10 protein-coding genes are annotated in these 14,080 nt (G+C 30.0%); 7 read left to right on the top strand and 3 right to left on the bottom strand.

What is annotated here, in order from left to right:
* Positions 1 to 28: 28 nt before the first annotated feature.
* A complete protein-coding gene (gene flcA / locus R5397_RS02780) occupies positions 29 to 2,890 on the bottom strand; it encodes a periplasmic flagellar collar protein FlcA (RefSeq protein ID WP_421622816.1) in 2,862 nt (953 codons plus the stop codon).
* Between the two features lie 15 nt (positions 2,891 to 2,905).
* The gene (locus R5397_RS02775; protein WP_421622815.1) at positions 2,906 to 3,799 is read right to left on the bottom strand and encodes a 1-acyl-sn-glycerol-3-phosphate acyltransferase; all 894 of its coding nucleotides are present in this window, start codon (positions 3,797 to 3,799) and stop codon (positions 2,906 to 2,908) included.
* Between the two features lie 198 nt (positions 3,800 to 3,997).
* Between R5397_RS02775 and R5397_RS02770 the strand changes: the two genes are divergently transcribed.
* From R5397_RS02770 to R5397_RS02745, 6 genes are all read left to right on the top strand, one after another.
* Positions 3,998 to 5,596 carry a peptide ABC transporter substrate-binding protein gene (locus R5397_RS02770; protein WP_421622814.1) on the top strand — a complete coding sequence of 533 codons (1,599 nt, stop codon included), beginning with the start codon at positions 3,998 to 4,000 and terminating at the stop codon, positions 5,594 to 5,596.
* A 431-nt stretch (positions 5,597 to 6,027) separates the two neighbouring features.
* Positions 6,028 to 7,614 (top strand): peptide ABC transporter substrate-binding protein, encoded by a 1,587-nt coding sequence (locus tag R5397_RS02765; protein WP_421622813.1) that lies wholly within the window; start codon positions 6,028 to 6,030, stop codon positions 7,612 to 7,614.
* Positions 7,615 to 7,838: 224 nt separating this feature from the next.
* Positions 7,839 to 8,759, top strand: a complete 921-nt coding sequence (locus R5397_RS02760) for an ABC transporter permease (RefSeq protein ID WP_421622812.1) — start codon at positions 7,839 to 7,841, stop codon at positions 8,757 to 8,759.
* 9 nt (positions 8,760 to 8,768) lie between these two features.
* Complete coding sequence (locus tag R5397_RS02755; RefSeq protein WP_421622811.1) at positions 8,769 to 9,821, top strand: ABC transporter permease; 1,053 nt, start codon at positions 8,769 to 8,771, stop codon at positions 9,819 to 9,821.
* A gap of 10 nt (positions 9,822 to 9,831) precedes the next feature.
* A complete protein-coding gene (locus R5397_RS02750) occupies positions 9,832 to 10,707 on the top strand; it encodes an ABC transporter ATP-binding protein (protein ID WP_421622810.1) in 876 nt (291 codons plus the stop codon).
* Complete coding sequence (locus R5397_RS02745; protein ID WP_421622809.1) at positions 10,704 to 11,693, top strand: ABC transporter ATP-binding protein; 990 nt, start codon at positions 10,704 to 10,706, stop codon at positions 11,691 to 11,693. Before R5397_RS02750 ends, R5397_RS02745 begins: the two co-directional genes overlap by 4 nt.
* A 157-nt stretch (positions 11,694 to 11,850) precedes the next feature.
* Here the strand turns inward: R5397_RS02745 and R5397_RS02740 are convergent, their stop codons facing one another.
* Positions 11,851 to 12,606, bottom strand: a complete 756-nt coding sequence (locus R5397_RS02740) for a hypothetical protein (RefSeq protein WP_421622808.1) — start codon at positions 12,604 to 12,606, stop codon at positions 11,851 to 11,853.
* Positions 12,607 to 12,731: 125 nt separating this feature from the next.
* Between R5397_RS02740 and eno the strand changes: the two genes are divergently transcribed.
* On the top strand, positions 12,732 to 14,033 hold the full coding sequence (eno, locus tag R5397_RS02735; protein ID WP_421622807.1) for a phosphopyruvate hydratase: 1,302 nt from the start codon (positions 12,732 to 12,734) through the stop codon (positions 14,031 to 14,033).
* Positions 14,034 to 14,080 lie beyond the last annotated feature (47 nt).

Genomic DNA, 14,080 nt, shown 5'->3' with positions numbered 1-14,080 from the left:
CCTTTAAACTAACAAAACACTAAATAATCTAAAGATTATCAGCCAAATTATCATAGAATAAAATCTTAGAACCAATAAAATCATTCTTAAAAATACCTCTAAGATTTAAACTAGCAAGATCTTTTTTAACACTTTTAACCATATCATCATCACGATTTAAGAGATCAAATATTCTAGAAGATTCAGTCAACTTCGCAATCCCCGAATCAAAAAGATTATTATTTCTAACAAGACCAGATTCAATCCTATCACCAAGAGATGCTTTTATCTCAACAACTCCTAGATTATTGTAAATTTCAATCTCTTTTATCAATAAAGCTTTATGATGATCATTCCCTTGAGGTTTAAAATTTAAAATGCTAGACTTTTCTGATTCCAAATTCTGCAATACTCTTAAATAATAACTCCTAGCAGCCTCAAAATCACCCATCTTGTAAAGAACAGATGCAATTGAGTTTAAAACTTTATTACTATTTGCAAATCCGGACATATTTTGAACTCTAAATAAATAAGTTAATGCATCTTTATAATTATTTTCCTTATAATTAAGCAATGCTAATTTGTAATAAACATCTGGGGAATTAACTCCTTCATTTATTGCCATTTCATAAGAAGATATAGCCGATTTAAAACCATTTAAAGTTCTAAGAATATCCCCCTGCTTTTCATAAATTAAAGCAAGCTCTCTAGAGCTTTTAACAAGACCATTTTTTTTATAAAAATCATACTCATTTAAAGCGAGACTAACAATATTACTTGCCTTAAGAGCATCATTGCTCCTATCATAAATATCTGACAAAATTCTATAAGCAACAATCTTTTCAGAAGAATTCTCAATTGAATCTTCTTGTCTAAAACTATTCAGTGCTGTCAATAAATATCCTTCTGATTTCTTAAGATCACCCATATAATAAAAATATCTACCACTCTCAAAAAGAGCCTTATCATAGTCAGGATTTTTGAATAAAATTCTTCTAAGAATATATTCAATCTCTGAGTTAAGATTAATATCATTTAAAGCATTAGAAATGCTTTTTCCATTACCTGCCTTAAAACTAGAAAATTCTTTATTAAGTAAGTTCATTTGAGCACTGAAATATTTCAAATTTCTAGAAAGAGCATTTATTCTTTTATTATAAACTGTAAACTCGACATATTTATCTATCAATTTTTTAGCATATTTAGTATAAACTACTTCATCAATATCTAATTCCTTATTTACCTTAATAAAAGCATTTACATCTTCTGCTTCTCTCTCAGCACCAGCCTCAATGTAAGCATTAAAAAGCTTAAACAAAATTTCCTTTTTATGACCATATTTTGAAAGCAAAATAGTGTAATTATTAATGCTATCTTTGTAATACGCAGGATCTCTTTGAGCCCACTGAAAATAATTATCACCCTTAGCCATTAATGCCTCATAATCATAAATAGAAGAAGATATAACCTCATCTAAAATATCATTGGCATCAGCATACTCACCAAGTCTCATTTTCATAGAAGCATAAGATATATACCCATCCCTATCAAAATTTTTACGCCTTCTCTTAGAAGCTCCCACAGAAAACGGATCAATGGTAAATAATTCTTCGTATTTTTCCTCAGCACTATCAAAATCTCTTACATCTTCAAAAACTTTAGCATAAGTTAAAAACCACTTTTTGTTAGGTTTCATATAATATGCATCCCTAAAAATAGCTTTAGCAAGCTCTCTCTTATTCTCATATATATATGATATTCCCTCTTTATATTTTCTATCAGATACAATATAAAAAAACATAATATCAACTAAAAAATAAAAAGACAAAAAGGTCAAAATAACAAAAAGAGATGCAATTTTAAAGATTGGAGTTAAAGCTTTAGAAAGTCTATAGCTAAATTTCTTTTCAAGTTTGCTAAATTCCTCTGCTTTATAATACATAACAGGCAATTTAACAGAACGACCAACAATGTCTCCAACAAATTTAGCAATAAACTTAAGCCCTTTCTTATTTTGTTCAACAAGATCAATTAATGCTTCAATTTTGTACCTAGAGACATTCTCTAGCATTAAAGCCTCAGCAATAGCAATTCTCAAATTTCTAGGATAAGAATCTAAATGCTTGAAAAATAAAGGATAATTAATTTCAAAATTATGTTTACCTAAAGATTCCTTTTGGTCATCTTCCAAAAATTCAAAATCATCTGAAAGATTAGACCAATTATCCTCTTCACCATCACTAAGATTTCCAGAATTTTCATTAGAAAAAGATTCATCACTGTAAGGCATTTCTAAACGATCACTTGTTTCATCTGATTCATTTAGATCACTAATCATATTCTCAATATCAAAATCATTATTACTATCATTTAGAGATTCCTGACTCAAATTATTAGCATCAATTCCATTATCAATAGACTCATCAGAATTAAATAAATCTAAATCCAAATCATTCTCTATATCTAGATTTTGCAAACTATCAGCACTATTATCTAAATCGAAATTAATAGCATTATCTAAACTAATAGAATTATCATCAAGAACTTTTTCAAGATTTTCTTCAAGATGAGAACTTAAAACATCAAAATCATTATCTAAATCATTAAACTCAGGATCAATGTCTACTTTTTTAGAATCTTTTAAAATTGCAATATCATTTTCATTAGATGAATCCTTCTGATCTTCCTCACTATCAAGATTACCAAGCATAGCATCCAAATCAAGCTCATCATCAGGTTCTTCGTCTAAATTGAACACTTCTTCTTGATTTTCCCAAGGAACAATAGACTCCCCATCTTTAGGAGGTTCAATATCCATTTTGATGCCAAAACGTTCCTTCTGAGCCCTTTCATCGGAAATATTATCTAATAATTCTCTTTTAAACTTATTTATTTTCTCTATATCTGGCATACTACAATCAAAATCCTAAATCAAATTACTATATATCTTGGCTCCTTCTTCATGAAGAACCTCGAAACGTTTCTCTAAATCATCAGCAATTCTAGAACCCAAAATTTCCTTTGTTGGTTCTAAACCTTCTTGATTTAACTGCTCTAAAATTAAATTTTTGTATTCAAGTATATCTAATATTTCCGTTACATTATAAACAAGAATATCTTCTTTAAAAACATCACAAGACATATCTTCATTTGATGAAACTTCAAGAACACTCCCATTAACACCAACCATTACAAAATAATCAAAAAGCTTAAAATAACTTGAAATTTCTGAAATTATTTTTTTAGTCTCAGGCCTACCTTTCCTATATCTTGTAGCAGTCGGAAAAATAAGAATCATATAACCACTACTCTTTTTATCTGCAATACATCTCATAGAATTAGTATTAAAAACCCGCCGCTCCTTAATCGTTTCATGATCAACGCCAACAAATGCATGTGGAGGATAAATAAATATCACACTATAACCTAAAGATAGACTTTTAATTAATAAATTATCTTTAAAAAGTTTAACACCAGCTATAGGAACAATATGTTCCGAAACTTCCTTACAATCCATTTGATTAAGCAAAAACTGAAAACAAGGAAAATCAAAATTACTATAATGTTCCATTAATATAATTGAAGACTTGCCAGATTTAGACTTTTCATAAAGCTTTAAAATATTTTGAATACCAACAATAGTAGAATTACTCTTAAGAAGCCTTTTAATCATTGCATCAACCAAATTCCTACTAACAGAATCTGCTTCATGATAAGAATTATCTAAATAATTTACCTTTTCAATAGCTTTAAACCTACTAAAAAATTCATTCTCAATACCTTTAAAATATTTATTAAAACTTTCATTATGTATAAACATAAAACTTCATCCTTTAAAGTTTTTGAAAAAAAGATACTAGCAAACCAAAAACATTCCATATAATATACTCACATGTAAATATTTTACATAATTATACTTTATTTATTTAGCAAATTAAAGTAAAATCCATTCAAGTATGTTAAACAAGAATAATTCAAAAGAAAAATAAAAAATATTTATAAGGAGAATAAATCAACTATGAAATACAAAACAATAATTCTTTTTTTATCTTTGTTGATTATATGGATAACTTCATGTTCCGGTGATGAACACAAAGATAAGATAACATTTAGAGTAACAAATGAAGCCGAGCCTGATTCACTTGATCCTCAACTTGCTACTTCTGTTCAAGCATTCAATATAATCATAAATACATTTGCAGGTTTAACAACAAGAAACACACAAACTGGGGGACATAAACCAGGATTAGCTCAATCTTGGGATATATCTGCAGATGGACTTGTATACACACTGCACTTAAGAAAAGGTATTATTTGGAGTGATGGGGTTCCTATTACTGCTGAAGGAATCCGAAAATCTTACCTTAGAGTTTTAAATAAAGAAACAGGTTCACAATACGTTGACATCGTTAAATCAACAATCAAAAATGCACAAGATTACTTCAAAGGTAAAATACCGGAATCCGAACTTGGTATTAGAACTATAGATAATTCAACTTTAGAGATAACTTTAGTTTCTCCAAAACCTTATTTTCTTGATATGTTAGCACATCAAACATTTATACCAGTACCGGTTCATGCTATTGAAAAATATGGACAAAATTGGACCAATCCTGAAAATATAGTAGTAAGTGGTGCATACAAATTAAAGACAAGAATCCCAAATGAAAAAATAGTGCTTGAAAAAAACGATAAGTACTACAATGCCTCAAATGTTGAAATAGATGAAGTGATATTTTATCAGGTACAAGGAAACACCGCGTATAACATGTACATAAATGACGAACTTGATTTCCTCACCAAAGTAGCACCAGAATACTTAGATGAAGCTAGAATAAGAAATGACTATTATTCTCATCCTATAAATAGAGTAGCCTACATGGCCTTTAACACCACCATCAAACCACTTGATAATGTAAAGGTTAGAGAAGCCCTAACTCTTGCTATTGACAGAGAAGCACTCAACAAGATTACTCTAAAGGGTCAATCAAAACCAACAAGAAACTTAACACCACTATTTGAGCATTATTCTTACGGGAAACAATTAAAATTATTTGACCCACAAAGAGCAAAACAACTACTAGCTGAAGCTGGTTATCCTGATGGAACAGGTTTTCCTACTCTTAAATATAAAACCTCACAACGAAATGGAATGGCAATAACTGCAGAATTCTTGCAAGAACAACTTAAAAAAACACTAAACATTAACATTGAAATTGAAATTGAAGAATGGAATACATTCCTAAATAATAGAAACACAGGTAATTATCAAATATCATATATGGGATGGACAGGTGATTATTCAGATCCACTAACATTCCTTGAGAGTCTATTTACAACAGAAAATCAAGGATTTGGAGCATATGGCTACTCAAACAAAAAATATGACAACTTAATAGAACAATCTAATTTTGCACAAAACCCACTACAAAGACAAGACATTTTAAGACAAGCTGAGGCTATAATTATAGAGCAAGATTTTCCTGTTGCCCCACTCTCAATACTCAAATCATACTATCTATTCAGACATGACAAATGGATTGGCTGGATTCCTAATGTTTCAGAAGCTTATCTTTATGAAGAAATAAAATATAAAAGAGAAAACATCAATAATTAATAATAATATGAAAATAACTTTAAAATTAATAAACTAATACTTAATAATGATTAAAAATCACTCCTATAAATTATAGGAGTGGTTTTTATTACATAATCATAGCTTTTGAAATCACCTCAACATTTTTGCATCTGCATCTCTTTTATAATAGTTCATTATTTTACTTTATAACTTTTTTTATATCGAAAGCCAAGTAAATATTCAAAAATTTAAGCAAAGATACACATCTTATTTAATATCAAATAATATCCTACATTCATATGCCTCTCTTATTATCTTTATGTATTTAAACATACTTTATGGTACAACTGATTTTTCTACCAAATAAATTAAAATGTTCAATAAAACAAATTTTATAGAAAAAAACCTTTAAAACTTTTAACTGTTTTTAATTGAATTAAAATTAACTTTAATAAATAGGAGATAAAAGAATGAAAATAAAAAAATATACATTTATGATATTTTTCTTAATATCTATTTTATCCTGCAGTAAGGAAAATAGCAAAGAAAATTTGTCTTTCAAAATCAGCATGGGAGGAGAACCTAAATCAATAGATCCGCAATTAACTGAAGATAAAATAGGTGCAATTATAGTCACACAAATGTTTAGTGGTATAGTAGATGGTGACTCAAAAACTGGTGGATACAAGCCAGGACTAGCTCAATCTTGGGACATATCCGATGATGGAACTATATATACATTTCACTTACGAAAAGATATCGTTTGGAGTGACGGGGTCCCTATTACTGCTGAAGGTATAAGAAGATCTTATCTTAGGATGTTAAATAAAGATACAGCATCAAATTATGTCGGTATGATTAAGTCAACAATCAAAAATGCACAAGATTACTTCGAGGGCAAAATACCGGAATCTGAACTTGGCATTAAAGCTATAGATGAATTGACACTAGAGATCTCTATTATTGCTCCAAAAGCTTACTTCTTAGATATGCTAGTGCACCAATCTTTCATACCAGTACCAGTTCATGCTATTGAACAATATGGAAAAAACTGGACAAATCCTGAAAACATGGTAGTAAGTGGTGCATATAAACTAAAGGCAAGAAAACCCAATGAAAAAATATCACTTATAAAAAATGATAAATACTTTAACGCTAAAAACATTGAATTACAAGAACTTATATTTTACACAATAAATGATGCATCAACTGCCTATAGAATGTATGAAAATAATGAAATTGATATGCTTACACATGGAGCAATTCCACCTGATTTAATAAAAGAAATAAAATTAAGAAATGATTATTATTCATCTGCTATTAATGGTCTTTACTACTTCTCACTTAACACACAAGTCAAACCTCTTGATAATGTAAAGGTCAGAGAAGCTTTAACTCTTGCTATTGATAGAGAAACATTAACAAAAAAAGTCATAGATAATGGTTCTCTTCCTACAAGAAATATAAGCCCAAAATTTAATCATTATTCTTACGGCAAACCACTAGAATTATTTAATCCACAAAGAGCAAAAGAACTAATGGCTGAAGCTGGTTATCCTAATGGTAAGGATTTCCCTCAACTAAAATTCAAATACAATACAAATGAAAGTAACAAAAAAATTGCTGAATTTGTTCAAAATCAATGGGAAAAAATTTTAAATATCAACATTGTACTTGAAAATGAAGAATGGGCATCATTCTTAGAAACCAAACAAAAAGGAAATTATGAAATAGCAAGATCTGGTTGGATGGGTGATTATTCAGATCCATTAACATTCTTCGGTTTATTCCAAAAAGAGTTTGCACATTTTTCCTCACACAAGTACTTCAATAAAGAATATGAAAATTTAATAAACCAATCTGATCGCGAACAAGATCCAATTAAAAGACAAAACATTTTAAGACAAGCTGAAGCAATAATTATAAATAAAGATTTCCCTGTAGCCCCAATATACATATATGCAGGAAATTACCTATTCAAAAATGACAAATGGACCGGTTGGATACCTAACATTCCAGAAAGATTTAATTTCTCTGAAATTAAAAGAATCAAATAACAATAAACAGACATCTATTAAAATAGATGTCTGTTTATTGTTATTTGATTCTTTTCTTTAAAAATTGTAATTTATATATTAATGCATAAGGTAAGGCTAGCTTAATGATGTGAATTTTCCCAATTAAAATAAATTGAATATTTTTCAAAAAATATTCAATCTCATATGTTAAAATTACTAACTATACAACGAAAAAAATCTTTCTGTTATAATAAGGAGCAATTATGTTAAAGTTTACCATGCAAAAAATACTGGAAATAATACCAACTTTAATAGTGATAATTTTTTTGTGTTTTTTAATAATGAGGCTTGCTCCCGGGAACCCATTTAATTCTGAAAAACCCATTGACCCTAAAGTTAAAGAAAAATTGATGCAAAAATACCATCTTGACAAACCTTTTTATGTGCAAGCTTACTACTACATAACAAACATTTTAAAAGGAGACTTTGGGCCATCATTAGTAAAGAAAGATTTAAATGTAAATCAATACATAAAATTAGGATTTCCTAAATCATTTACAATTGGAATAATAAGCCTAATAATATCTCTCGCACTTGGAATTTTGCTAGGATCATTAGCAGCGATCAAAAAAAATACTCGCACCGATTATATAATAAGATTAGCGGCAATATGTGGAATTTCTGTACCCACCTTTGTGACTGGTCCTCTTTTACAATATTTTTTATCTATAAAATTAAAATTATTTTACACTTCTGGATGGATTTCAGAACGAGGCGGTCTTACAAATTTAATTATGCCAATATTAACAATGAGTTTGCCATGGATAGCTATTTTTACACGCATTATTAGAGGTTCTATGTTAGAAATACTAAAGAGCGATTTTGTAAGAACAGCAAAAGCTAAAGGACTAAGCTTTAATGTAATAATCAGAAAGCATGTGTTAGTAGGCTCTATACTTCCTCTAGTAAGTTATATAGGGCCTGCATTTGCTGGTATAATTTCTGGCAGTATGATTATTGAACAAATATTTAGAATTGCTGGAATGGGTACATTTACAGTAGAATCATCTCTAAATAGGGATTATCCACTACTAATGGGTTCACTATTAATATATTCAACAATATTGCTCATTTCCATTTTAGCATCTGATATTGCTTATAAAAAACTTGATCCAAGAACATAGGAGAACAAAATGAACGAACACGAACAGCAAGACACCCATGTCGAAATCCACACAGCAAACAAAAGGGCTTGGTTAAGATTCAAGGAAAACAAACTTGCGTTTATTAGTATATTTATTATCGGATTTTATATACTAATTGCAATACTTCAGCCAATATTACCAACATACAAATATCATACTCAAGTAGTAGAACATGCCGATTTGCCCCCATCTATTAAGTATGCTGGAGAATTATGGTATGAAAAGGAACTTCATTTCATAAAAAGATTATCAGCAAAGGAAAAACGAGAAATCAATAAGGAAGAAAAATCAAAACTAGAAGAGATAAAAAGAAAAATAGAGACCGAGGTTCAAATAATTGATGGAAAAGAAATCAAAATACACAAAAGAATATACCTACTAGGAACAGATAATCTTGGACGAGATTTGCTTGCAAGAATAATACAAGGAAGTCAAATATCAATATCTGTAGGCTTTATTGGAGCACTAATATCAATGATCATAGGCACTATAATAGGTGCAATAGCGGGCTTTTTTGGTGGTATTATCGATAAAATAATAACTAAAATAATAGAAATTTTTTATGTCTTACCTACTTTGCTTGTCATAATAATCTTAATGACTGTTATGGAAAGAAATATAATTGGGGTATTTATTGCAATTAGCATTATCTCATGGCTAACAATTGCTAGGATCGTAAGAGGGCAAGTAAAATCACTTGCAAGATCTGAATTTATACAGGCGGCTAGAACACTAGGTGCAACAAATAAGAGAATGATATTTAAACATTTAATTCCTAATAGCTTTGGCATGATAGTAATTATTACAACAATGAATGTTCCATCATTCATTATGCTTGAATCATTTTTATCATTCTTAGGTCTGGGAATATCAGCACCAATGACTAGTTGGGGAGAATTAATCAAAAACGGAATCCCCACATTTATTGAATACCCATGGAAAATTTTTATCCCAGCAACAGTCATGACAATATTTTTACTATTCATGAACTTTTTAGGTGACGGATTAAGAGATGCACTTGATCCAAAAAACAACCTCTAGGAGACATTAAATGAAAGAAGACTATATGCTAGATATAAGAGATTTATCAATTGAGTTTAAATTAAAGCATACAACAATATATCCTGTAAGCAATATAAACTTAAAAATGAAAAAAGGGGAAATTAGGGCTATTGTTGGAGAATCTGGTAGCGGTAAATCTGTCACAAGCATGGCAATACTAAAATTACTTCCTGAAATTACGACAGTATACAAAACCGGTGAAATACTATTTGAAGGGCAAGACTTACTAAAACTCAGCGAAAAAGAACTTCAAAATATTAGAGGCAATAAAATAGCAATGATATTCCAAGATCCAATGACTTCGTTAAATCCATATTTAAGAATATCTACACAAATTGAAGAAACAATAATGTTACATCAAAAATTAAATAAAAAAACAGCAAAGCAAAAAGCAATAGAAATGTTAAAAACAGTTGGTGTTATAAATGCAGAAGAGCGAATAGAACATTATCCACACCAATTTTCAGGAGGAATGAGACAAAGGGTTATGATTGCAATGGCTCTCAGTTGCCATCCATCATTATTAATTGCAGACGAACCAACCACAGCTCTCGATGTCACAATCCAAGAACAAATATTACTACTCATAAAAAACCTGTCTAAAAAATTTAACACCTCCACCATATTAATAACCCATGATTTAGGTGTAGTGGCAGAAGTATGCGATACAGTTTCTGTAATGTACCAAGGAAAATTTGTAGAAGAAGGCACAGTACAAGAAATATTTAAAAACCCTAAGCATCCATATACAATTGGGCTTCTAAAATCAATACTTACTCTTGATAAGGATCCAAACGAAAAACTTTATTCAATTAAAGATAATCCTACTGGGACTATTACAAACAAAATGGGGGGCTTTAAATGAAAAATGAAAAAGACATAATTCTTAAAGTAGAAAACTTAGTACAAACATTCACAATTGGGGAAAACTTTTTATTTTGGAAAAATAAACGTAATGTAAATGCTGTAAATGGGATCAGTTTTGAAGTTGAACGTAACAAAACATTAGGACTGGTTGGAGAATCTGGATGTGGAAAATCAACAACCTTAAGAGCAATAATGCAGCTATACAAACCAACATCTGGCAACATATATTTCAATGGAAAAGATATTACTAAACTGTCAAAAAGAGAACTGTTAAAGACAAAAAAAGACATGCAAATGGTATTTCAAGATCCACATACATCCCTCAATCCAAGAATGACAATAAAAGAAATAATAGCAGAACCATTGGTGATATACAACGAAAATAAAATTTTCCCAAGAACCAAGCAAGAAATAGAAAAAAGAGTAAATGAATTAATGGATATTACTGGACTTGCAAAAAGCATGCTATCTAGGTATCCACACGAATTCTCAGGCGGACAAAGACAAAGAATAGGGATAGCAAGAGCACTTGCTCTAAATCCCAAGCTCTTACTGCTAGACGAAGCCGTGTCTGCACTAGATGTATCAATAAGAGCACAAATTTTAAATTTACTTAAAGATTTACAAAAAGAATTGAATTTATCTTATCTATTCATTTCACACGACTTGACAGTAGTAAAATACATGAGCGATAAAATTGCCGTAATGTATCTGGGGATCATTTTAGAGATTGCGCCTAGAGAAATTTTATTCTCAAACCCTAAGCATCCATACACTAAAACATTAATAGCATCTATTCCTGAAATTGATCCTGAAAAAATAAAAAACAAAACTATCAAGCTTGATGAACCATCCCTAACAAATATACGAAACACATCTATAATACCAGAAAATGCAACTCTTGAGGAAGTAGAAAAGGATCATTTCGTATCTAAATACCTTTTTGATGAAATGAATAATCTGATAAATAAAAATGATACTTAAAACAAATAAAAGTTTATTTGTTTTAACCCAGATTTCCATATTTAGGCCTTACAAAACAATATGGATTATTAACTTAATTCAGCATAAATTCTATATTTCCATATATAAATTGTATTAAGAATTGCTAATAAGAAATTCAATTCTTACCTTCAAGCGATTAATTATCAAAATAAGAGACTTCGAAATCCATCTTATTGTCCATACCTTCAACCGAATATAGATTAATTCTATTAACATTATTCTTATCTATAACTTTATTTCCAGAATCGACAAAATAATAATAAATTCTACCCTTAGGAAGGTCTTTAAGCTTAATAGTATATACCCCTTTATAGGGTTCTTGTTCAACCAATCTATTTAAAAATGGATTAAAATTATTAAAATTGCCAGCTATTGTAACAATCTGTCCAGGACGACCTATATAAAAAATTTCAACTTCTCTTCCATCAGAAGAATCAATAGGATTGCGTAAAGACACGTAACTATGATCTACACCTATATCAATTATAGAGAATGGTATTAAGTCTTTATTAAACACTACATTTTTATTATATTCATCATTTGTCCAGATACCATCTACAACAAGCCTATAATTAATGCTACCAACTCCATGAGGAAGATTAATCTTTACAAAAAAAAGTCCATACCTATTCTTCTTAAATAAATACTTTTTTGCATAACCATCAAAATCAAAAGCAGCAAAAATTTTCCTAATACCCTTATTCGAAGGATAAAACATAATGACTCTCTTAGAGTCAACAATTGGTGACAAATTATCCTTTCTTGTTGAAACTTCTAAAAACTCATTTAAAGATAAATCAAAATTTTCAATTACATAACACTGTGAACGAATATTAAAAATATTAAAGAAAAAGAATATAAAATAAAATAGCGAACCTAAAATTCTTTCCATGATTTAATTATAAAATCCAATAAACAATTCTTTTGCTAAAATACTACACATTTGTCTTATTTGCTATTATACTAAAAATATATACTAAAGTAAATATACAAATATTAACCAATAAGGAGCGGAAAATGGGCTTTCATATTTATGAAATAAAAGCTAGGCAAATAATTGATTCTAGAGGAAATCCAACTGTTGAAGCAGATGTCATACTTGAAGATGGTTCTCTAGGTAGAGCAGCTGTTCCATCAGGCGCATCAACGGGAATCCATGAAGCTGTTGAATTAAGAGATGGTAATAAATCTGTTTATATGGGTAAAGGGGTACTCAAAGCAGTTGAAAATATAATAAATATTATCTCTCCAGAACTTGAAGGAATGAGTGCTTTAAACCAAGTTGAAATTGACAAAAAAATGCTTGAACTTGACGGCACTCCTAATAAATCAAAACTCGGGGCTAATGCTATTCTTGCAGTTTCAATGGCTACAGCTAGAGCAGCTGCCGAACACCTTGGACTTAAAGTTTATCAATATCTTGGTGCCTACAAAGCCAATATTTTACCTACACCAATGTGTAATATTATAAATGGAGGTGCTCACTCAGATAACTGTGTCGATTTTCAAGAATTTATGATAATGCCAATTGGAGCAAAAACTTTCAGTGATGCAATAAGAATGTCTGCTGAGGTTTTCCATACACTCAAAAGTATTTTAAGTAAAAAAGGTTACGCAACAGCTGTTGGGGATGAAGGTGGATTTGCACCAAATCTAAAGTCAAACGAAGAAGCTTGTGAAGTTATTATGGAAGCCATACAAAGTGCAGGATATACACCTGGAACAGATATCGCAATCGCTCTTGATCCAGCAACATCTGAATTATATGATCCAAAAACAAAAAAATATGTACTTAGATGGTCAACAAAAGAAGAACTCACATCCAAAGAAATGGTTGAATACTGGACAAAATGGGTAGAAAAATATCCTATCATATCAATTGAAGATGGAATGGCTGAAGAAGATTGGGACGGCTGGAAAAAACTTACAGATAAGATTGGGAATAAAGTTCAACTTGTTGGTGACGATTTATTTGTAACAAACACATCATTCCTTAAAAAAGGAATTGAAATGCAAGTTGCAAATGCAATTCTCATTAAAGTAAATCAAATTGGAACACTGACTGAAACTTTTGAAGCTGTAGAAATGGCAAAAAAAGCAGGATATACTGCAATAGTTTCACATCGCTCAGGAGAAACAGAAGATACAACAATTGCCGATCTTGTTGTTGCACTTGGAACAGGACAAATCAAGACAGGATCTTTATCAAGAACAGACAGAATAGCTAAGTATAACCAGCTCTTAAGAATAGAAGAAGAACTAGGAAGTATTGCCGAATACCACGGAAGAGACGTTTTTTATTCCATTAAAAAACAATAATAACAACTGAAGCCCTCTTATGAGGGCTTTTTTTCATACAAACAAAA

Origin of the sequence: Borrelia sp. MN22-0132, assembly GCF_049201035.1 — a bacterium.
Classification (GTDB): Bacteria; Spirochaetota; Spirochaetia; order Borreliales; family Borreliaceae; genus Borrelia; species Borrelia puertoricensis.
This window is presented reverse-complemented; position numbering and strand designations above follow the sequence as displayed.